The organism is Bacillus cereus group sp. MYBK227-1 (assembly GCF_051916325.1).
In the GTDB taxonomy this organism is placed as follows: Bacteria; Bacillota; Bacilli; order Bacillales; family Bacillaceae_G; genus Bacillus_A; species Bacillus_A cereus.
Genome location: NZ_JBQAGK010000003.1, coordinates 1028401 through 1051157 on the forward strand (window position 1 = coordinate 1028401; position 22757 = coordinate 1051157).

Genomic DNA, 22757 nt, shown 5'->3' on the forward strand with positions numbered 1-22757 from the left:
GATATTTAAATATTTTAAGTAAAAGAAATGGGAATTACTAAGGTTTTCCAGTATAGTAGGCTCCTTACTTTTAAAATTTAGGTCACATTCAAGGCTGAAGGCAAAGAAAGTAAAAGTAGACAACGCTTGACAATGAAAATTACGATAGATACAATGAGAATGTATATTTTTTCTTATATACAATATACTCTTCTCAAGAAGAGAAGTAATATTCGGAGTAAGGTTTAAATCTTACCGAAATAATAATATGACATTTTAATTGTGAAATGAAGAAAGTCCCTTAAAAAAGCGGGACGACGGTCTTTGCTGTATGTTGTAATTCAATGTACATGCCGACAGTCTTTTTTCATTCATAGCAAGGGGAGGTGAAATCATGACGAGTACAGTTTGGATACTCATCTCCATTTTGCTTGCAACAGTCGGTGCAGTTGTTGGCTTTTTTGTTCGAAAGTCTATTGCTGAAGCGAAGATTAATGGTGCGGCTAATGAAGCGAGACGTATTTTAGACGAAGCGAATCGTGATGCTGAAGCACTTAAGAAAGAAGCGCTTTTAGAAGCAAAGGATGAAATTCATACACTTCGTACAGAAGCTGAATTAGAAATTCGTGACCGTAGAAGCGAATTACAAAAACAAGAAAATCGTTTAATGCAAAAAGAAGAGAACCTTGATCGTAAAGACGAAACGCTCGATAAACGCGAGCAACAGTTAGAGAAGAAAGAGGAATCTCTTGTAGCGAGACAACAACAGATTGAAGAGTTGGAAAGCAAAGTGGGAGAGTTAGTTCAAAAGCAACAAACAGAATTAGAGCGCATTTCCAATCTGACACGCGAACAAGCGAAAGCAATTATTCTTGGTAAAGTAGAAAGTGAAGTTTCTCATGAAATCGCTGTTATGGTAAAAGAAAGTGAAGTTCGCGCGAAAGAAGAAGCGGATAAGAAAGCAAAAGAGATTTTATCTCTTGCAATGCAAAGATGTGCAGCTGATCATGTTGCTGAAACAACCGTTTCGGTTGTAAATCTTCCAAATGACGAAATGAAGGGACGTATTATCGGGCGTGAAGGTCGTAATATTCGTACGTTAGAAACGTTAACGGGTATTGACTTAATTATCGATGATACACCAGAGGCGGTAATCCTTTCTGGATTCGACCCAATTCGTCGTGAAACAGCTCGTATCGCTCTTGATAAACTAGTACAGGACGGACGTATTCACCCAGCGCGTATTGAAGAGATGGTCGAAAAATCAAGACGTGAAGTGGACGAGTATATTCGCGAAGTCGGAGAGCAAACAACGTTTGAAGTGGGTGTTCACGGATTACATCCAGATTTAATTAAAATTTTAGGTCGTTTAAAATACCGTACAAGTTATGGTCAAAACGTCTTAAAACACTCTATGGAAGTTGCATATTTAACTGGACTTATGGCGGCAGAGCTTGGCGAGGATGAAAAACTAGCAAGACGTGCAGGTCTATTACATGATATCGGAAAAGCGATTGACCATGAAGTAGAAGGAAGTCACGTTGAAATTGGTGTTGAACTTGCAACGAAATATAAAGAGCATCCTGTAGTTATAAACAGTATCGCATCTCACCATGGTGACACAGAACCAACTTCTATCATTGCAGTTTTAGTTGCAGCAGCAGATGCTTTATCAGCTGCAAGACCGGGAGCTCGTAGTGAAACACTTGAAAACTATATTCGTCGTCTTGAAAAGTTAGAAGAGATTTCAGAGTCTTATGAAGGCGTTGAAAAGTCATTTGCAATTCAAGCAGGACGTGAAGTTCGTATTTTGGTAAAACCAGATACAATCGATGACTTAGAAGCTCATCGTTTAGCTCGTGATATCCGAAAACGTATTGAAAATGAACTGGATTACCCAGGACATATTAAAGTAACTGTTATTCGTGAAACACGTGCAGTGGAATACGCAAAATAAAGTGGTGAAACACCACTTTATTTTTTTGTGTTGGAATTGGATAAAATAAAGACAGTTAGTTATATAGTATAAAAGTGAAACAAACTTATAATAAACATATTATAAGGAATTTACTTGATGCTATAGCAATAAAAAATGCAGTACATAGAAAGGGTAAGACATATGAGAATATTATTTGTTGGGGATGTAGTAGGATCTCCTGGTAGAGGTATGATTCAACAATACGTACCGGCATTAAAGAAAAAATATACACCTACAGTAACAATCATTAATGGAGAAAACGCAGCAGGTGGCCGTGGGATTACAGAAAAAATATATCGAAACTTTTTAGAATGTGGGGCGCAAGCAGTTACACTTGGAAACCACGCTTGGGATAATCGTGAAGTATTTGAATTCATCGATGATGCAAAATATCTTGCAAGACCAGCTAACTTCCCAGAAGGAACTCCAGGAAAAGGACTTATCTTTGTGAACTGTAATGGAACAGAAGTTGCAGTTATTAACTTACAAGGACGTACTTTCCTTCCTCCGATTGATTGTCCATTCCGTAAAGTGGATGAATTAATTAATATTGCGAAAAAACGTACGAATATTATCTTTGTTGATTTCCATGCGGAGACTACAAGTGAAAAACAAGCGCTAGGTTGGTATGTAGATGGGCGTGCTACAGCAGTAGTAGGTACGCATACGCATGTCCCTACAGCAGATAACCGTATTTTACCAAGCGGAACAGCATACATTACAGATGTTGGGATGACAGGGCCATATGACGGAATATTAGGTATGGACAGAGAAGCAGTATTGAAGAAGTTTTTAACAAACTTACCAGTACGATTTGAAGTAACAAATGGTAGAACGCAATTAAGTGCAGTGTTAATTGATGTGGATCCAAATACAGGAAAAGCAAAGAAAATTGAACGTATTTTAATTAATGACGATCAACCATTTTTTGAGTAAATTCTCGTTAAATTTTAGGTAAGTTATTATATTTTAATTTTTTAGAAAAATTACGAAAATTTAGCAGGAATACGCGCCATTCCTCGTGAATATAAGTTAAAGTGAAATAATTGCTAATACTTTTTAAAGAAACGAGGAGGAAACGCGGAATGGAAATATTAAAAGTTAAAGCAACGTCGGTCCCTAATTCTGTAGCTGGTGCACTTGCAGGTGTTATTCGCGAACGCGGAACAGCAGAAATTCAAGCTATTGGTGCAGGTGCATTGAACCAAGCGGTAAAGGCAGTAGCAATTGCAAGAGGATTTGTAGCGCCTAGTGGTTTGGACCTGATTTGTATCCCAGCGTTTACAGATATTATGATTGATGGCGAAGAGCGTACAGCAATAAAATTAATTGTAGAACCTCGTTAAGTTTTAAACAACCTGTTTGCAGTATGCAAACAGGTTGTTTTTATAATGGAGGAATGAAAATGAAAATTTTTGATGCTCATTGTGACGTGCTTCTTCAGTTATGGAGTGCACAAGGGAAAAGGAATTTTAACGATGATTCACAATTACATATTACATTTGAACAGTTAAAGAGAAGAAAAGGAAGTATACAATGTTTTGCTATATATGTACCAGAAACAGTGGCATATGAAAACCGATTTGAAGCAGCATTACAAATGGTAGATATTTTTTATAATGAAATTTTATCCCTACCAGGTGTAAAGTTTATTCAGACAAAAGATGATATTAACATGTTAAAACAGGACGAGGTTGGAGCGATATTAACACTAGAAGGATGCGAAGCAATTGGAAAAGAAGCAATGAAATTACGGTTGTTGTATCGCCTAGGAGTACGTTCTTTTGGACTAACATGGAATTATGCCAATCTCTTAGCTGATGGTGCGCTAGAGACACGTGGGGCGGGTTTAACGAATTTTGGTAAACGGGTTGTACAAGAACTGAATGCGCTACATGTATGGACTGATGTGTCTCATCTGAATGAAAGAAGTTTTTGGGATGTTATAGAGATTGCAAAAAATCCTATTGCTTCCCACTCAAATTGTATGAAACTTTGCGAGCACCCACGTAATTTAAACGATGAACAACTTAAAGCTCTTATAAAGAAAAATGGCATGATCGGTGTCACTTTTGTACCGCAGTTTCTAACGAATGAAAATGAAGCAAATATAACAGATATAGTAAGACATATCGAATATATTTGTTCATTAGGTGGAGAGTACAATATAGGATTTGGTTCAGATTTTGATGGGATTTTAGAAACAGTTGTAAATGTATCAGTTTATCGAGATTATGAAAATGTAATGAATGAGCTTTGTAAACACTATGCTGCATCTACTGTAGAACGATTTTTATATGATAATTTTGTAGAACATATGAGTTTTTAAGTTTTGGTTTAAAATTCAGAAAAATTAAAATTAATTCATTTGATTTTATTGCTTTTTTTAAGACCTAATACTAGAATGAAAAACAAAATAGCTTTATACTAAAGATTCAGGGAAATCAGAAGAGGCATAATTTGCGTCCGTTGTAGTTTATTTGCATAAAAAATGCTAAACTATTACTGTAAAAAAATACACTACAATGAATGCAGCCAAAAGGGGTGTAGGAGATGATTAGTCAACTTTCATGGAAAGTTGGAGGCCAACAAGGTGAAGGAATTGAAAGTACAGGAGAAATCTTCTGTATTGCATTAAACCGATTAGGATATTACCTATACGGTTACCGCCACTTCTCATCACGTATAAAAGGCGGCCATACAAATAATAAAATTCGTGTAAGTACAACAGAAGTACGAGCGATCTCAGATGATTTAGATATTTTAATTGCTTTTGACCAAGAAACAATTGATTTTAATTTCCACGAACTACGTCCAGGTGGAATTGTAGTTGCGGATGCGAAATTTAATCCAACAATACCTGACAATACAGATGTAAATCTATATGTGATACCGTTTACAGATATTGCTTCAGAATTAGGCACATCATTAATGAAAAACATGGTTGCTGTTGGAGCATCAAGTGCAGTATTAGGATTAGATGAAACAGCTTATTTAGATGTTGTTGAAGAAATCTTTGGTCGTAAAGGAGAGCAAGTCGTTCAAAAGAATATGGACGCAATTAAACGCGGCTCTCAATATATGAAAGAATTACTAGGTGAGAAAGTAAACATGATGCAGCTTGAAAAAGCTGATGGTAAAAAACGCATGTTTATGATTGGAAACGATGCAATCGCATTTGGTGCGGTAGCTGGTGGTGCTCGTTTTATGTCAGCATACCCAATCACACCTGCATCAGAAATTATGGAATACTTAATTAAAAAATTACCGAAAGTCGGCGGAACAGTAATCCAAACTGAGGATGAAATCGCAGCTTGTACAATGGCAATCGGTGCAAACTATGCTGGTGTTCGTACATTAACGGCATCTGCTGGTCCAGGTCTTTCATTAATGATGGAAGCAATCGGTTTAGCAGGTATTACAGAAACTCCATTAGTAATTGTTGATACACAACGTGGCGGCCCAAGTACAGGATTACCAACTAAGCAAGAACAGTCTGACTTAATGGCGATGATTTACGGTACGCATGGTGAAATTCCAAAAATCGTAATGGCGCCAAGTACAGTTGAAGAAGCTTTCTATGACATTGTAGAAGCATTTAACTTATCTGAAGAATATCAAGTTCCTGTTATTTTCTTAACAGATTTACAGCTTTCTTTAGGAAAACAAACAGTAGAACCACTTAAATTAGATAAAGTGGAAATTCGTCGTGGTAAGCTTGATTTAGAAGTAGAATTACCAGAACGTGAAAATAAAGCATACTTCAAGCGTTATGAAGTAACAGAAGACGGCGTTTCACCACGTGTTTTACCTGGTATGAAAAATGGTGTTCACCATGTTACAGGTGTAGAACATGATGAAACTGGAAAACCATCGGAATCAGCAATAAACCGTAAAGATCAAATGGACAAACGTTTCCGTAAAATGGAGAACTTGAAGTTTAATACCCCTGTTTATAAAAATGTTAAGCATGAAGAAGCAGACGTATTGCTTGTTGGATTTAACTCAACTCGTGGTGCGATCGAAGAGGCAATGACGCGTTTAGAACAAGAGGGTATGAAAGTAAACCATGCTCATGTGCGTTTAATTCACCCGTTCCCAACAGCTGAAATCGATCCACTTGTGAAAAAGGCGAAGCGTGTTGTAGTAGTAGAAAACAATGCAACAGGTCAGCTTGCTAACATTATGAAAATGAATCTTGGTAATGGTGAGAAAATTTCTAGTCTTTTAAAATATGATGGAAACCCATTCTTGCCGAAAGAGATTTACAACGAATGCAAAAAAGGGGTTGTATTAAATGGCAACATTTAAGGACTTTCGTAACAGTGTAAAGCCAAACTGGTGCCCAGGTTGCGGAGACTTCTCAGTGCAAGCTGCAATTCAACGTGCGGCAGCTAACGTTGGCCTAAATCCAGATGAACTTGCTGTTATTTCTGGTATCGGCTGTTCAGGCCGTATTTCAGGTTATATTAATTCATATGGTGTGCATAGTATTCATGGTCGTGCCCTTCCAATTGCGCAAGGTGTGAAAATGGCAAATCGTGATTTAACAGTTATCGCTTCAGGTGGTGACGGTGATGGGTTTGCGATTGGTATGGGTCATACAATCCATTCTATTCGTCGTAATATCGACATTACGTACATCGTAATGGATAACCAAATTTACGGATTAACAAAAGGGCAAACTTCACCACGTAGTGAAGCTGGATTTAAAACGAAAAGTACACCACAAGGTTCAATTGAACCATCACTAAATGTAATGGAAATGGCCTTAACAGCTGGTGCGACATTTGTGGCGCAAAGCTTTTCGAGTGATTTAAAAGAATTAACACAAATTATTGAAGCTGGTATTAACCATAAAGGATTTTCATTAATTAACGTATTTAGCCCATGTGTTACTTACAATAAAGTAAATACTTACGATTGGTTTAAAGAGAATTTAACGAAACTAAGCACAGTAGAGGGATATGATCCATCTAATCGCATGATGGCTATGCAAACTTTAATGGAAAATAACGGTTTAGTAACAGGGTTAATTTATCAAAATACTAAGCAACCATCATATCAAGAACTTGTTAAAGGCTATAGTGAAGAGCCTTTAGTGAAATCTGATTTAAATATGGATCAGAAAATGTTTGATGAGCTTGTTGCTGAATTTATGTAATGTAAGAAGAGGAGGTTGCCGATTTGGTAACCTTTTTTTATGTACAAAAATATAGGGTAGTCTTATTTACTTAGAAAATTCAGAATGATAAAATAATATATAAATCGTTGTATGAAAATGGCAAGTTCATTGCTTATGAAATGTAAGATAATAAAGGGCCTCTTTATTGTTAAAATTGGCGAAATACATCATACTATGGTAATGTTTATAGGGATAAAGCAATATGCTTTTTGGTAGGACAACAAGAAATGATAAAAAGGGAATGTCTATTTGCGTGGGGAAGACTTCATTCTTATGAATGATTAGATTGATTACTCAAGTTTCAAAGGACAAGTTATCTCTCAAGCTATCTAACCATTTTTGAGGTGAGTCTAGGCGCATTAAAATGGACTATAGAGTATGTATAGTTAAGGGTGAAAGGAGATTACCGATGAACGAGCAACAACGATTAGCAAGTCAACAAGCAAATTCCTCTACGAAAAAAGAAGAGAAAGATTATAGTAAATACTTTGAAAATGTATATCAACCACCTTCCTTAAAGGATGCGAAAAAGCGCGGGAAAGAAGAAGTTAAAATTGAACGGGATTTTGGCTTACCTGAAGAGTTTCGCAATTTTGGTACAGGAAGAAAGTTCTATATTCGTACATATGGTTGTCAAATGAATGAGCATGATACGGAAGTAATGGCAGGTATTTTCACCGCACTTGGATATGAACCAACTTTTTCAACTGAGGATGCAGATGTAGTTTTATTAAACACTTGTGCAATTCGTGAAAATGCTGAAAATAAGGTGTTTGGTGAGCTAGGCCATTTAAAGTCACTCAAACGAAGAAATCCAGACCTTTTAATTGGTGTATGTGGTTGTATGTCTCAAGAGGAATCTGTTGTAAATAAAATTATGCAAAAAAATCAGCATGTAGATATGGTATTTGGAACGCATAATATTCATAGATTACCGTACATTCTAAAAGATGCGATGTTCTCGAAAGAGACGGTAGTTGAAGTATGGTCAAAAGAAGGTGACGTAATTGAAAACCTTCCGAAAGTACGTCGTGGTGATATTAAAGCTTGGGTAAATATTATGTATGGCTGTGATAAATTCTGTACGTATTGTATTGTACCGTATACACGCGGAAAAGAGCGAAGTAGACGTCCAGAAGATATTATCCAAGAGATTCGTCATTTAGCTGCAAATGGTTATAAAGAAATTACTTTACTTGGTCAAAACGTAAATGCATATGGTAAAGACTTTGAAGATATAGAATACGGTCTTGGCGATTTAATGGACGAACTTCGTAAAGTTGATATTGCCCGTATTCGTTTTACAACGAGCCATCCACGTGATTTCGATGATCACTTAATTGAAGTGCTTGGCAAAGGTGGCAACCTAGTAGAACATATCCATTTACCAGTTCAATCTGGAAGTACGGATATGCTGAAAATTATGGCACGTAAATATTCGCGTGAGCATTATTTAGAACTTGTAAGAAAAATTAAAGAAGCAATTCCAGATGCAGTATTAACAACAGATATTATCGTTGGTTTTCCAAATGAAACAGATGAGCAATTTGAAGAAACGATGTCGTTATATCGTGAAGTAGGGTTTGATACTGCCTTTACATTCATTTACTCTCCTCGCGAAGGTACACCAGCTGCAAAAATGAAAGATAATGTACCGATGGAAGTAAAGAAAGAACGTCTTCAACGCTTAAATACACTAGTAAATACGTTGGCAATTGAAAAGAATAGTCGTTACAAAGGTCAAATTGTAGAAGTGTTAGTTGATGGGGAAAGTAAAAATAATCCGGAAGTACTTGCAGGTTATACTCGTAGGAATAAACTTGTAAACTTCGTCGCTTCAAAATCTTTAATTGGTCAGCTTGTGAAAGTAAAAATAACGGAAGCAAAAACTTGGTCTCTTAACGGGGAATTAGTTGAAGAGCCGATTGAGGTGAAATAATAGATGAAAGTATATTCGAAAGATGACATTGTTGAACAAGCGAAAGAATTAGCAAAAATGATTTCTGAAACAGAAGAAGTTGATTTTTTTAAGAAAGCAGAGGCGCAAATTCATAAAAATGAAAATGTAAAGCGCGCAATCGATGAAATTAAAGCACTGCAAAAACAAGCAGTAAACTTGCAACATTACGGGAAATGGGAAGCTTTAAAAAAGGTAGAAGCTGAAATTGATGCATTGCAAGATAAGTTAGACAGTATTCCAGTCGTACAACAATTTAAATCTTCACAAACATACGTAAATGACTTATTACAGTTAGTTGCTAGTACAATTTCTAACAACGTAACAGATGAAATATTAATTTCAACTGGTGGCGATGTACTAAAGGGTGAAACTGGCGCAGCAGTAGAAAGTAAAAAAGGAAATTGTGGTTGTTAAAGAGATGTCATATTGACATCTCTTTTTTTGTGGATTAAACGTAAGGTCTTCTCAAAAAAAAGAATGACACATTCCGCTATTGTCACGCATATGATTAAGTGAATAGTGATTGAGGAGGGTTACGAATGTCCGAATTTAGAGAGATTATTACAAAAGCAGTGGTTGGAAAAGGACGTAAGTATACAAAGTCAACGCATACATGTGAATCGAATAATGAGCCAACAAGTATTTTAGGGTGCTGGGTAATTAACCACTCGTACGAAGCAAGAAAGAATGGAAAACATGTGGAAATTGAAGGTTTCTATGATGTGAACACTTGGTATTCATTTGATGGAAATACAAAGACTGAAGTTGTAACAGAACGTGTGAACTACACGGACGAAGTAAGTATTGGTTATCGTGATAAAAACTTTTCTGGTGACGATTTAGAAATTATTGCTCGTGTTATTCAGCCGCCAAATTGTTTAGAAGCACTTGTATCACCAAATGGTAATAAAATTGTTGTAACTGTAGAACGTGAATTTGTAACAGAAGTAGTTGGAGAAACGAAAATTTGTGTAAGTGTAAATCCTGAAGGCTGCGTAGAATCAGATGATGATTTCCAAATTGCTGATGATGAATTTGAAGAATTAGATCCGAACTTTATCGTTGATGCAGAAGAAGAGTAATAGAAAGCTAGGGAGAAGTTCTTCCTAGCTTTTTACTTTACATAAGTGGCGCTGAATGAACATGATTCTTTATGAAATATGTTATAATGAAGAAAGACTCCTGAAATAGGAGATAAGAGTGTCCGTGAAATGCGACATATATGAAAATAGATTATCATGTAAGAATTATGGAGGAAAAGTATGACTCAATATACGCCTATGATACAGCAATATTTAAAGGTTAAGGCAGATTATCAAGATGCCTTTTTATTTTTTCGCTTAGGCGATTTTTATGAAATGTTCTTTGAGGATGCTGTTAAAGCAGCCCATGAACTTGAAATTACATTAACGAGCCGAGATGGTGGTAGTAGTGAACGTATACCAATGTGCGGTGTACCATATCATGCGGCTAAAAACTATATTGAACAACTTGTTGAAAAAGGATATAAAGTAGCTGTTTGTGAGCAAGTAGAAGATCCGAAAACAGCTAAAGGTGTAGTACGTCGTGAAGTAGTACAATTAATTACGCCAGGAACGATGATGGAAGGGCGTACAATTGATGAGAAAGAAAACAACTTCTTAGCCGCATTAACACATTTTGAAGATGGATCATATGCATTAGCTTGTAACGACTTAACGACTGGACAAAATACAGTAACGTTACTGACTGGTTCAGTAGAAGATATTTTATTAGAAGTGTATGCAACTGGTTCGAAAGAAATTGTTGTTGATTCTTCATTTTCTAAAGATGAACTAAACAAGTTAACTGAAACATTGAAAATGACGATTTCGTATGAAGATGCAACGGCAATTCCGGAAGGATTAGAACATCTTGTGAAAAATGTTTCACAAGCAAAATTAATTAAAGCAGTTGGACGTTTATTTAACTATGTAATAAGAACGCAAAAACGTTCTTTAGATCATTTGCAACCAGTAGAAATTTATTATACGAATCAATTTATGAAAATTGATGTACATTCAAAGCGAAACTTAGAACTGACAGAAACACTTCGGACGAAAGAAAAAACAGGATCACTATTATGGTTATTGGATAAGACGAAAACAGCTATGGGTGGTCGTATGTTAAAACAGTGGATGGAACGTCCACTTATACAGAAAGAAAGAATTGAAGAGCGTTTAGAAATGGTTGAAACGTTTGTAAATGATTACTTCTTACGTGAAGATTTAAAAGAAAAGTTAAAAGAAGTATATGATTTAGAACGCTTAGCAGGAAAAGTTGCATTTGGTAACGTAAATGCAAGAGACTTATTACAATTAAGACGTTCATTACTTCAAGTGCCAGCTATTTTAGAAGCAATTAGTTTGTTAGATAACGCTTATGCATCGAGATTAATTCAAGGTGCAGATCCATGTGAAAGCTTAACAGAATTACTAGGAAGAAGTATTCAAGAAAACCCACCGCTTTCAATTAAAGATGGAGATATTATTAAAGATGGTTATAATGACAAGCTTGATCAATATCGTTACGTGAGTAAAAACGGGAAAACGTGGATTGCTGAGCTTGAAAAAAGAGAACGTGATATTACTGGAATTAAATCGTTAAAAATCGGATACAACCGTATTTTCGGTTACTACATTGAAGTAACGAAAGCGAATCTTGCAGCACTTCCAGAAGGTCGCTATGAACGTAAACAGACGCTTGCTAATGCTGAACGTTTCATTACAGATGAACTGAAAGAAAAAGAAACGTTAATTTTAGAAGCAGAAGAAAAAATTGTACAACTAGAATACGATTTATTTACAGCGCTTCGTGAAGAAGTAAAAGTATTTATTCCGAAATTACAACATTTAGCAAAAGTAATTAGTGAATTAGACGTACTGCAAAGTTTTGCGACAGTTAGTGAAGAAGAACAGTTTGTAAAACCTGTACTAACAACGAAGCGTGAAATCTTTATTAAAGATGGTCGTCATCCTGTCGTTGAAAAAGTATTGAACGGGAAATTGTATGTACCGAATGATTGTATTATGCCAGAGAAGATGGATGTCTTTTTAATTACAGGACCGAACATGTCTGGTAAAAGTACGTATATGAGACAATTAGCACTTGTAACTGTTATGTCGCAAATCGGTTGTTTCGTACCAGCAACAGAAGCAGTATTACCTGTATTTGATCAAATCTTTACGAGAATTGGTGCAGCGGATGATTTAATATCAGGTCAAAGTACATTTATGGTCGAAATGTTAGAAGCGAAAAATGCAATTGCAAACGCATCAGAAAGAAGTTTAATTTTATTCGATGAAATTGGACGAGGTACATCTACCTATGATGGTATGGCACTTGCACAAGCAATCATTGAACATATTCATGACCAAATTGGTGCAAAAACGTTATTCTCTACGCATTATCATGAATTGACTGTGTTAGAAGAGAGTTTAGATCAACTGAAAAATGTACACGTTTCAGCAATTGAAGAGAATGGAAAAGTAGTATTCCTTCATAAAATTCAAGACGGGGCAGCTGATAAAAGTTACGGAATTCACGTTGCGCAACTTGCAGAGCTTCCAGATAGCTTAATCGCCCGCGCGAAAGAAGTGTTAGCACAGCTAGAAGGACAGGAAGAAATTATTATTCCAAAACGAGTAGAAGTGAAAGTACAAGAAGCTGCTCCAGAACCTGTAGTTGTAAAAGAGGAAATAGCAGAAATACAGGAAACGAAAGTAGAGACTGAAGAAGAATCGCAACTATCTTTCTTTGGAGGAGAACAGTCTTCGAAGAAACAAGACAAACCTCTGCTAGATCAAAAAGAAACAGCAGTATTGGCGCAAATTAAAAAAATCGATTTACTTGATATGACACCTTTAGAGGCGATGAACGAATTGTATCGCTTACAGAAAAAGTTAAAGAAAGGATGAGTAAGTAGATGGGGAAAATTCGCAAACTCGATGACCAACTCTCTAACTTAATTGCGGCAGGGGAAGTAGTAGAGCGCCCTGCTTCAGTCGTAAAAGAACTTGTGGAAAATTCTATCGATGCGAATAGTACATCTATTGAAATCCACTTAGAAGAAGCTGGGTTATCGAAAATTCGTATCATTGATAACGGTGATGGTATTGCAGAAGAAGACTGTATCGTCGCTTTTGAACGCCATGCGACGAGTAAAATTAAAGATGAAAACGATCTGTTTCGCATAAGAACACTCGGTTTCCGCGGTGAGGCATTGCCGAGTATTGCCTCTGTTAGTGAATTAGAATTAATTACTAGCACAGGTGATGCGCCTGGTACACACCTCATAATTAAAGGTGGAGACATTATAAAACAAGAGAAAACTGCGAGCCGAAAAGGAACAGATATTACAGTACAAAACTTATTCTTTAATACACCAGCGCGTCTTAAATATATGAAAACCATTCATACGGAGCTCGGGAATATTACAGATATCGTGTATCGTATTGCAATGTCACATCCAGAAGTATCGTTAAAACTGTTTCATAATGAAAAGAAATTGCTTCATACATCAGGTAACGGTGATGTAAGACAAGTACTTGCATCGATTTACAGTATTCAAGTTGCGAAGAAGCTTGTTCCAATTGAAGCTGAATCTTTAGACTTTACAATTAAAGGCTATGTAACATTACCAGAAGTAACGAGAGCATCTCGTAATTATATGTCAACGATCGTAAATGGTCGTTACGTTCGAAACTTTGTACTAATGAAAGCAATTCAGCAAGGCTACCATACATTACTGCCAGTTGGCCGGTATCCAATTGGCTTCTTATCGATTGAAATGGATCCAATGCTAGTTGACGTTAACGTACATCCAGCGAAGTTAGAGGTTCGTTTTAGTAAAGAACAAGAATTGCTAAAGCTGATCGAAGAAACATTGCAAGCTGCATTTAAAAAAATACAGCTCATTCCAGATGCAGGCGTAACAACGAAGAAAAAAGAAAAAGACGAAAGTGTGCAAGAACAGTTCCAGTTTGAGCATGCGAAGCCGAAAGAACCATCTATGCCGGACATTGTTTTACCAACTGGCATGGATGCAAAACAAGAAGAACCGCAGGCTGTGAAACAGCCACCACAACTGTGGCAACCGCCGAAACAAGAATGGCAACCACCACAGTCGCTCATAAGAGAAGAACAAAGTTGGCAACCATCCACTAAACCGATAATCGAAGAACCAATTCAAGAAGAGAAATCGTGGGACAGTAATGAAGAGGATTTTGAACTAGAGGAATTAGAAGAAGAAGTTCGGGAAATAAAAGAGATTGAAATGAACGGGAATGACTTACCACCGCTTTATCCAATTGGACAAATGCATGGAACATATATTTTCGCTCAAAATGATAAAGGCTTATATATGATTGACCAGCATGCCGCGCAGGAACGTATTAATTATGAATACTTCCGTGATAAAGTAGGAAGGGTAGCGCAAGAAGTACAAGAGTTACTTGTACCGTACCGTATTGATCTATCTCTTACTGAATTTTTACGTGTCGAAGAACAGTTAGAAGAACTAAAAAAAGTTGGGCTATTTTTAGAACAATTCGGCCATCAATCCTTTATCGTCCGCTCGCATCCAACATGGTTCCCGAAAGGACAAGAAACAGAAATTATCGATGAAATGATGGAGCAAGTTGTCAAACTAAAAAAAGTGGATATTAAAAAGTTACGTGAAGAAGCAGCCATCATGATGAGCTGTAAAGCATCCATTAAAGCGAATCAATATTTAACGAACGATCAAATATTTGCCTTACTGGAAGAATTACGTACAACAACAAACCCATACACATGCCCACACGGAAGACCGATTCTTGTGCATCATTCTACTTATGAGTTGGAGAAGATGTTTAAGAGGGTTATGTAGAGTGAATAAATTATATTTCAAAAGGGAGCAACATTTACTGTTGCTCCCTTTTCATATGTAGATTTAATAGTTAAACGAGAATATGGTGGAGTAATTTTACCGTTTATTTCTTGGTTGTGTTAGCTTAAATTTATCTATGTATAAAAAAGCGCTGTATACAGCACTTTTTAAAATGTGCATGAATTGTATCATTACTAACTAAATAACTATGCATGGTTGAATGTTGCTTCTTATTTAGCTAATTGTTATAAAGATCTATACAATTACTTATTTTTATTATTATTAATTTTTTCAGTGTATAGAACTTGCTCTTTATAGTGCTTCTTAATTGGGAAGTTATGTGTACCTGTGCCGTTCTTGAATTTTTTATCAATGGGGTTCTTTAGAGGAACTGTTGTAGTTTCAGTAAATTCATATGGGTAATTTATTTTAGATTTATCTTCAAACATGAAAATGCCTCCTTTTAGGATCTCCTAAATTCTTTACTATAACATGATATGCATATAGATATTTTTTGGACTAGTTATTTATATAGGTTAATGGAATTTAATTACATAACTACTGAAACATTTTAAAGGAAAACAATTTGAGAAAGAAATGGTATGAATAGCTGTTGGCTCCTATTGTTGTTTTTTTTGTTTGACAGCACAGTTAATTATGTATATAAATTCAATATAGATTGTTTTTATAATATGGTTTATATGGGGTTTTCTTGATAATATAATGTGGAATATTATAGTGTTATTAGGTTATTAGGAACATTTAATGCTGTTTCATAACTGAAAGGTAATTGAAAAAAAACTGAAACTTTTCTCATAAAAATTCAATCTAACTTGAAAAATGAAAGGAAAATGAAATTTTCCAAAAGATATTCTTTGTTAAGATAAAAAGCATACATACAAAAAGTATTGACATATCTTAAAAATGTATTTTCAAGATATAGTGGGGGAAAAGATGAGATTAGAAAAACAATTAATAAAAAAGATGTATTATGAAACATTCCTAATGGAGAATGAAACAAAACCAACTCTTGACGTACTTGGACAAGCTTATGTAAACGAAGAAAAAAATGAGATTTCTGATGGGTCTTATATTCGTTTTGCACAAGGTGAATTTTATTATCGTCATCAAGATTTTGAAGCAGCTATTTTTAAATGGGAGAAGGTTAGTAATGAATTAGCACCATGGGCACAAAAAAATATTGCGGATGCTTATTTCGAACTGAATCAGTTATCATTTGCTGAAAATATTTATACTTCTATTACTACTGATAATAAAATATTGATGACCGAAATTAGACTACAATTACTTTCTCTTTACATTGAGCAAAATAATTTTGACTCAGCTTTCGGTGTTATTAAAGAAGCAGTTTCTTTAAATCCTGATTATCCGAATGTCACAAAAATTGCCCGTTCCTTTTATGAGGAACAGCAAGATTTTGATAGTGCAGTAGAGCTTGCTGTGAATGAGTTAATTCGCATAGAATCGTATCCTTGGTTTGAGGTGTTAAAAGGATATATCGATAAAGGGTTTACTAAACATATTTCACCAGACTATTTTTATGATGCATTAGCTACATTAAATAATGTAGATCAAGTACAATTTACGCAAATGGTTTCATCACTCTGGAACAGTTATAAAAATGAAAAAAATTACTTATTGTGGCTTAACACAATAAATGAATTTTTCTTACATATTGAAATACATTCGTCCGATATATGGAACAAAGTTTCTGCTCTTTACGAAGAAACGTACTTTGCATTAATTCAAGGTCAATATACGCTTAGACAATTAAACGATATCATACCAAATCTGTTAGCAAATTGGTTAAAGGTAGTCAATCCATCTTATGCTGTATTTCCATCTGCAGCTGTATTGGCATGGGATGAGATTTTCCCTTCCAAAATAGATTCAGCAAATATAGAACATGCGGAAAACTTACTGTCACATTCTATTAATCATGTAAATGGCTTAGAGTACAGCTTACACCTTTTTGAATCTATTACACAGTGGGCACAAAAGCAGAATATAGAAATAGGTCACCGATTTAAATGGTTAGTTGACGAGCTCGCAGATTTAAGAACAAATCGTATTTTAGTAACGGGAACTTCAGGGAACGGAAAAACTACATTTATTAACTCTATATTAGGAGAAAATATATTAGAAAAATCAATTTCAAATGTAGTAGTTTTAAAAAATGATGCTCATATAGAAATAAACGCTATAACAGACTCAGCAATTACAACAACGGAAGATGTCTCTGATTACCATAATATGATGTCTCAGCACCATCAAACATATAGAGATAGAGCGTGTGTTGAATTTAAATTACCATGCAGATTTTTAAATGAAAATAAACTTACATTTGTAGTGACACCTGGCTTTAATAGGAATAACGACACTAGAGATGAGATATTCGAATATTTAAATTCTGTAGACGAATTACTGTTCGTATTGAATGCGGATTCACCTTTTACTGATAAAGAACGTGACATTCTATTAAGTATTCAAGAACATACGCCAAATTTACAAATTCATTTCTTATTAAATAAAATCGATAACATTTACAGTGAAGCAGAAGTGAAAAGGGTATTACATGATACGGCAACGAGAATAAACACATATTTCCCGTATGCGAGAATTTTCCCTTATTCCTCGTTATATACAAGTAGTCAACAATTAAATGATTTAACTGAGTTTATTCATTTTAACTTTAATCATAAAAATATCGATGCAGAACGTACTGAAAAGTTATTATTTTTCATTCGAAAAACAATTACATATCTTTTGGATAAACGTGTTGAGAAAGAAAATAATCTGGTGGATGCTATTAATTGGAATGAAGATATGCTAGTGAAACTAAACGGTAGCATTAATAACCTTACTACATTTGAGAGGGAAAAAATTCATTTCATTACACAATCATATCGTTCAATGAAGACTGAAATTACAAATGATCTTACTGAAAATATTCCGAAGATATTAAAGAGCTGTTCTAATTTAATTAGTGAAGAAAGTGATTTCGGGCACATGGATACGGAACTAAATAAAGCAATGAATGAAAGAGTGCATAAATATTTAGAACAAACTGTGTTACCTAATCTGGCTCTTTCTATGCAAAATTGGATTGCAACTTCTAATAATGAGCTTCTTCAAAGTCAAACGTATTTAGAAGAACTTAGTGAAGGGCTTAATTCACTATTTGGAGAAAATAGAATACAGTTAGAATGTGACTTTAAAGTGCTTGATGACTGGCGCAGAGATACTGACAGGATGACGACTAGAATACAAATGGATGAAGTAAATATTTTACGTCGATTTACGCCAGCACAATTTTTACTGAAAAGTGCCGGTAAATTGTTTGGAGTTCTTCCTAAAAATAAATCTATGCTATATAACAAATACAAACAGTATGTAGAAAATGAAGATTATACTGAAGTAACGGCTTCTATTATGAAGAAATTTTTCTTGCAATTTGAGCTGTTTGAAAACACACAAGAGCGAGATATTAATATATTCTTTAGGAATCCATTTAACTCTTTAAAGCAAGCTGTAGAAAACACGCATTTAGAAATACAAGAAAAACAAGAGATATTACATAAGATGAAATCAAATCCTGAAATCTATCATGATTCTATCATGCTCTTTGAATTGAGATTGCGTCAATGTGAAGTAATTTTAAATATAGGTAATGATAATACCTATACGGATGTAGCTTTAGAAACAAGCGTAGAATAAAAGTAAAAGGGAGCAACTGTAATAAGTTGCTCCTTTTTCATATATAGATTATTTTTCTGTTTCTTTAATTTTAGTTTGTACTTCGCCAGTTTTAATTTTATTGCTTTCTGAGAAGCGTAATAAATCGCCTTCAATAATTTTGTCAGACATTCGTAATTCATTTTGGGCACGTTTAATGAGGGCTTGAGCTTCTTTTTTTTGTAAATCTACAATTTCACCTGTTATACGGTCGTAGAAAGTGTTGTTTTTGTATGCATACTTATCTGTAACGAAGCTACCATCACGTAAAACAACAAAGCCAGTATATTCATCTGAAAACATATCATGGCCAAAACGAATATCATTCGTAGAATCAACACCTAATAAATTTAGAATAGTAGGTTTCATATCGATTTGTCCAGTAGGCTTTGAAATAGTTTGACCTTCTGTTTGTCCAGGAATATGAATATATAAAGGTGTACGTTGTAAATTTAAAGTATCAAATTCTGTTATTTGATCTTTTTCTAAAAACTGTGCCATTGCACGATTATGTTTTTCGGAAATACCATAATGATCACCGTATAAGACAATAATAGAATCATCGTAAAGCCCCTCGGCCTTTAGACGTTCAATAAATTTTTTAATTGATTCGTCTAAGTAACGTGCTGTTACGATGTAACGATCAAATACGCCATTACCAGAGTTGTATGGTTCAATGAATTTTGTATCTTCATCATACGTAAATGGATAATGGTTTGTTAAAGTAAGGAAACGAGCATAGAATGGTTGATTAACAGTTTTTAATATATCTACTGATTGATCAAAGTATTCGATATCTTTTAATCCCCAATTTAAATTTGTTTCTGGTGTAATTTTGTAATCAAGCTCATTATAGTAACGATCATAACCAAGAGCAGAGTACATGATATTACGATTCCAAAATGTTGCGTTATTCGCATGAAATACAGAAGTGAAATAACCTTGCTGACGTAAAATTTCTGGAGTTGCAGTATAATCATTGTTACCGTGTGTAAAGAATACAGCTCCTCGATTTAATGGATACAACGACGTATCGATTAGAAATTCAGAATCAGATGTTTTCCCTTGACCAGTTTGATGGAAAAAGTTATCAAAGTAATAACTTTCATTTATGAATTCATTTAGGAATGGTGTAACTTCTTGCCCGTTCACTGATGCGCCTATTAAGAAGGTCTGCAAGGATTCAAGAGTGACGACAATTACGTTTTTTCCTTTCGCTGCACCAAACATATTAGGGTTTGGCTCGCTTTGATTTGCTTTTACGTAGTTTTCAGTTTCTTGTAATTTACTACTATCAGCAAGTGCTTTTTGTGACCCAGCTTTTACTTGCAGTGTTAAGTCATATACTTGGTGAGTATATAAGCCTAAATTTTTGACAAGCATGACTCGGTCGAATGATCTTGTTAATAATTCAGGGCGCTCTTTTTCTGCAAGATGTAGATTCGCAAAGAATACACCAATCGTTAAAAGAAAGTATAACAAGCGCGTAGAATGAGTTACACGTTCTGTTTTAAAGACCAATGATTTCTTTTTTAATAAAATAAAGAAGAAAACAATGTCTACGAATGCGAGTATAATTTTGTAGTTTAATATTTCTATAATACTGCCGCCTAATTGGCCGAAGTTTGAGGTTTGTCCAAGTACTGGTAATGTAACGAAATCACTATAAAAATCATAGAACATTACATTTCCAACAAGCACGATTGTTAATAAGAAATTAATACAGAGCGCTATATAATTTCGCTTTTCACCAGTTGCAAATAATGCTAATCCAACAAATGCTAATGATGCGGCTAGAGGGCTAATAAACAAAATGAGCTCTTGCGTTGAAGACTCGATTTTTAAATCAAAACTGAATCGCGTAATAAGATATGTTTTTAACCATACCGCTAAAGCCATTATTATAACAAAACTTATATTTTGCATTTGTAAATTTATTTTGTTCTTCATTTTTACACCTTCTTTATATAATTTATTTAACTAAAGTTATATATTATGTTTTTATAACTATTAGAGTGTAATGAACCATTTAGACTTTGTTTTCTAAAGGGAATAATTTGAAGTATTCATATATATACAATGGGGATTTTTAAAGCGTAGTAGCATAAATATAACTCTTTTTGAGAAACGGGCAGAACAAGTCATAGTTGTAGTGAAATTGACTTATAGACATCCTACCATATTAAACACTATGATGATGTTACAAAATATCGAACAAATAAAAGTGAAAATGGATAGAGACTTTTAAAACTGTTGACATTCAATTTATTAGAATTGAATGTCAATCGTTTTAAATATACAGTTATATTACATATGTATTTTGTAAAATCCCGATTTTTTGTCGGTTAATTATTAGCAGGGAAGGATAGGGGGTTTATTAATATAATTTTACTATATGTAAGTAAAGTGTTTTGAAATTGAAAATATTTGACTGACATTTTAATGATAGAAATTAAATGTCAGATAAGTACTTTCCAACATACAGACCACTTGCAGCTGCTTGAGATAATGAATGCGTAACGCCTGAACAATCTCCAATTAAAAATAGCCCATGTATACTAGTTTCAAAATGATTATTAATTTTTATCGTAGGAGCATAGAACTTTCCATCAATTCCATATAGTAAAGTATGTTGATCAATAGGTTCTTGTATAAATTGTTCTAAACGTAATAAAAATTCTTTGAGCCCTTCAATATATAATTGAGGAATTTCTTGATTCAAATCTCCATAATCCCCCTGTAGTGTAGGCTGTATACGGCTATGTTCCATGCTGTTTTCCGCCGTAGGTTGTTTCTTTAGTAAGTCCTCTAAGCGCTGTATAACAATCCGATCTCGTCCTTGGTTAATGCCTTTAATAATTGAACTTGCGTATACATTTGCTTCTTTGAGAGTTGGAAAATAGCTAGGAATAAATAAAGTGAAATTTAAATTAGAAGTGCCAGTTCCTTGCTCTCGAAAATTTTGACCGTCAGGCATAACTAAACCTTCTTCGTACTTTCGAATGATGCGTCCTTTTGGATTCATACAGTAAGTAGTTGCTGTGAAATGCTCACCTTGATAAGAAAGTTTTGTTTCAAAAGTATCTTTTAATATAGAACGTAATTGATGTTCTTTCATTTCTACTCTAATTCCTAAATCTACACGTGTTTGCTCCTGAGAAATATTTAGGGAACTGCACATTTCTTTTAACCAATCGGCCCCAGAGCGCCCAGTTGCAAATACTAGTTGCTTAGTTTGAACTGTTCCTTGATTTGTATCTATTGTAAAATGATCTTCCTGTTTCAGAATATGTTGTACATCTATATGAAATTGAATCTTTATTTTCGTCAGTAAAAATTCATAGAGCTGCTGAAAAATGTTACTGGAAAGTGTAGTACCAAGATGTCTTACTTCTGTTGTTAGCATTTGTAAACCACACGCTTCAGCTCTCTTAGTGAGACTTGAATTTTCAGTAGAATATTTTGAAACCGAACTTCCACCAAACTGACATAGAATTTCATCTACTTCAGCCATGAGTTGTAAAAAACCCTCTTTACCGACTTTTTTCTCAAGTTCTCCGCCAAATCCGTTTGTATAATTAAATTTCCCTTCAGATTTGCCTAAACCACCAAACCCGAAATATTTATCACATGTAGTACAATTACACACTTTTCCTTCGTCTAAAGGACAATGGCGATCTTCTAGCGCTTTACCTTTATCAAGAATTAAAACTTTTTTGTTACTTTTAGCTATTGAATAAGCCATAAAAATGCTACTTACTCCAGCGCCGATAATCGTAACATCATACATATTCTTCCACCTGCTAACGAATAGTTTGTTTTTTATTTTTCTAGTGTATAACAATTTTATGAAGTTAAGAAATAGCTTTTATTAATAAAGTGGGAGTTTTTGAACTTGATGCTTTATTAATTTCTACGAGTGGTGGAGTAAATACAAAAATTTTTATTTGAAAGAAGAAACAGTTTAAAAAATAACTATGTCATATGATTAATAACATCTTACATAGAAAAA

General features: G+C 34.5%; 15 protein-coding genes. 12 read left to right on the forward strand and 3 right to left on the reverse strand.

Annotated elements, in window-relative coordinates:
* Nucleotides 1-373: 373 nt before the first annotated feature.
* The 11 genes from rny (at nt 374) to mutL (ending at nt 14989) form a co-directional block, all read left to right on the forward strand.
* Nucleotides 374-1936, forward strand: coding sequence for a ribonuclease Y (gene rny, locus ACTFRM_RS18680; RefSeq protein WP_000204911.1), 1563 nt, complete (start codon nt 374-376; stop codon nt 1934-1936).
* A gap of 162 nt (nt 1937-2098) precedes the next feature.
* Nucleotides 2099-2893 (forward strand): TIGR00282 family metallophosphoesterase, encoded by a 795-nt coding sequence (locus ACTFRM_RS18685; protein ID WP_001221095.1) that lies wholly within the window; start codon nt 2099-2101, stop codon nt 2891-2893.
* A 149-nt stretch (nt 2894-3042) separates the two neighbouring features.
* Nucleotides 3043-3303 carry a stage V sporulation protein SpoVS gene (gene spoVS / locus ACTFRM_RS18690; RefSeq protein ID WP_000404341.1) on the forward strand — a complete coding sequence of 87 codons (261 nt, stop codon included), beginning with the start codon at nt 3043-3045 and terminating at the stop codon, nt 3301-3303.
* Between the two features lie 59 nt (nt 3304-3362).
* Complete coding sequence (locus ACTFRM_RS18695) at nt 3363-4286, forward strand: dipeptidase (RefSeq protein WP_102955954.1); 924 nt, start codon at nt 3363-3365, stop codon at nt 4284-4286.
* Between the two features lie 224 nt (nt 4287-4510).
* Nucleotides 4511-6268, forward strand: a complete 1758-nt coding sequence (locus tag ACTFRM_RS18700) for a 2-oxoacid:acceptor oxidoreductase subunit alpha (protein WP_000625418.1) — start codon at nt 4511-4513, stop codon at nt 6266-6268.
* Nucleotides 6255-7121 carry a 2-oxoacid:ferredoxin oxidoreductase subunit beta gene (locus ACTFRM_RS18705; protein ID WP_000190155.1) on the forward strand — a complete coding sequence of 289 codons (867 nt, stop codon included), beginning with the start codon at nt 6255-6257 and terminating at the stop codon, nt 7119-7121. The genes ACTFRM_RS18700 and ACTFRM_RS18705 overlap by 14 nt, the downstream gene beginning before the upstream one ends.
* Nucleotides 7122-7551: 430 nt before the next feature.
* Nucleotides 7552-9081, forward strand: coding sequence for a tRNA (N6-isopentenyl adenosine(37)-C2)-methylthiotransferase MiaB (miaB, locus tag ACTFRM_RS18710; protein WP_440043477.1), 1530 nt, complete (start codon nt 7552-7554; stop codon nt 9079-9081).
* A 3-nt stretch (nt 9082-9084) separates the two neighbouring features.
* A complete protein-coding gene (locus ACTFRM_RS18715; RefSeq protein WP_000870461.1) occupies nt 9085-9516 on the forward strand; it encodes a RicAFT regulatory complex protein RicA family protein in 432 nt (143 codons plus the stop codon).
* 125 nt (nt 9517-9641) lie between these two features.
* Complete coding sequence (cotE, locus tag ACTFRM_RS18720; RefSeq protein ID WP_001288799.1) at nt 9642-10184, forward strand: outer spore coat protein CotE; 543 nt, start codon at nt 9642-9644, stop codon at nt 10182-10184.
* A gap of 180 nt (nt 10185-10364) precedes the next feature.
* Nucleotides 10365-13037 carry a DNA mismatch repair protein MutS gene (gene mutS, locus ACTFRM_RS18725; protein WP_000196021.1) on the forward strand — a complete coding sequence of 891 codons (2673 nt, stop codon included), beginning with the start codon at nt 10365-10367 and terminating at the stop codon, nt 13035-13037.
* A gap of 8 nt (nt 13038-13045) precedes the next feature.
* Nucleotides 13046-14989: a DNA mismatch repair endonuclease MutL gene (mutL, locus tag ACTFRM_RS18730; protein WP_000516465.1), complete on the forward strand. Its 1944-nt coding sequence runs from the start codon at nt 13046-13048 to the stop codon at nt 14987-14989.
* A gap of 263 nt (nt 14990-15252) precedes the next feature.
* On the opposite strand, the gene ACTFRM_RS18735 is transcribed toward mutL, so the two are convergent.
* On the reverse strand, nt 15253-15438 hold the full coding sequence (locus tag ACTFRM_RS18735) for a hypothetical protein (RefSeq protein WP_000461138.1): 186 nt from the start codon (nt 15436-15438) through the stop codon (nt 15253-15255).
* 505 nt (nt 15439-15943) lie between these two features.
* Between ACTFRM_RS18735 and ACTFRM_RS18740 the strand changes: the two genes are divergently transcribed.
* Nucleotides 15944-18727, forward strand: a complete 2784-nt coding sequence (locus tag ACTFRM_RS18740) for a dynamin family protein (protein ID WP_001235309.1) — start codon at nt 15944-15946, stop codon at nt 18725-18727.
* Between the two features lie 48 nt (nt 18728-18775).
* On the opposite strand, the gene ACTFRM_RS18745 is transcribed toward ACTFRM_RS18740, so the two are convergent.
* Nucleotides 18776-20695 carry an LTA synthase family protein gene (locus tag ACTFRM_RS18745; protein ID WP_134208440.1) on the reverse strand — a complete coding sequence of 640 codons (1920 nt, stop codon included), beginning with the start codon at nt 20693-20695 and terminating at the stop codon, nt 18776-18778.
* A gap of 502 nt (nt 20696-21197) precedes the next feature.
* Nucleotides 21198-22535, reverse strand: a complete 1338-nt coding sequence (locus tag ACTFRM_RS18750; protein WP_440043478.1) for an NAD(P)/FAD-dependent oxidoreductase — start codon at nt 22533-22535, stop codon at nt 21198-21200.
* Nucleotides 22536-22757: the final 222 nt, after the last annotated feature.

Excerpts from the sequence above, each read along its gene's own strand:
- ACTFRM_RS18715 (WP_000870461.1), top strand. The coding sequence starts at position 9,085 with ATGAAAGTATATTCGAAAGATGACATTGTTGAACAAGCGAAAGAATTA.
- ACTFRM_RS18735 (WP_000461138.1), bottom strand. The coding sequence starts at position 15,438 with ATGTTTGAAGATAAATCTAAAATAAATTACCCATATGAATTTACTGAA.
- spoVS (WP_000404341.1), top strand. The coding sequence starts at position 3,043 with ATGGAAATATTAAAAGTTAAAGCAACGTCGGTCCCTAATTCTGTAGCT.
- miaB (WP_440043477.1), top strand. The coding sequence starts at position 7,552 with ATGAACGAGCAACAACGATTAGCAAGTCAACAAGCAAATTCCTCTACG.
- mutS (WP_000196021.1), top strand. The coding sequence starts at position 10,365 with ATGACTCAATATACGCCTATGATACAGCAATATTTAAAGGTTAAGGCA.
- cotE (WP_001288799.1), top strand. The coding sequence starts at position 9,642 with ATGTCCGAATTTAGAGAGATTATTACAAAAGCAGTGGTTGGAAAAGGA.
- ACTFRM_RS18740 (WP_001235309.1), top strand. The coding sequence starts at position 15,944 with ATGAGATTAGAAAAACAATTAATAAAAAAGATGTATTATGAAACATTC.
- ACTFRM_RS18700 (WP_000625418.1), top strand. The coding sequence starts at position 4,511 with ATGATTAGTCAACTTTCATGGAAAGTTGGAGGCCAACAAGGTGAAGGA.
- ACTFRM_RS18685 (WP_001221095.1), top strand. The coding sequence starts at position 2,099 with ATGAGAATATTATTTGTTGGGGATGTAGTAGGATCTCCTGGTAGAGGT.
- mutL (WP_000516465.1), top strand. The coding sequence starts at position 13,046 with ATGGGGAAAATTCGCAAACTCGATGACCAACTCTCTAACTTAATTGCG.
- ACTFRM_RS18695 (WP_102955954.1), top strand. The coding sequence starts at position 3,363 with ATGAAAATTTTTGATGCTCATTGTGACGTGCTTCTTCAGTTATGGAGT.
- ACTFRM_RS18745 (WP_134208440.1), bottom strand. The coding sequence starts at position 20,695 with ATGAAGAACAAAATAAATTTACAAATGCAAAATATAAGTTTTGTTATA.
- ACTFRM_RS18705 (WP_000190155.1), top strand. The coding sequence starts at position 6,255 with ATGGCAACATTTAAGGACTTTCGTAACAGTGTAAAGCCAAACTGGTGC.
- ACTFRM_RS18750 (WP_440043478.1), bottom strand. The coding sequence starts at position 22,535 with ATGTATGATGTTACGATTATCGGCGCTGGAGTAAGTAGCATTTTTATG.
- rny (WP_000204911.1), top strand. The coding sequence starts at position 374 with ATGACGAGTACAGTTTGGATACTCATCTCCATTTTGCTTGCAACAGTC.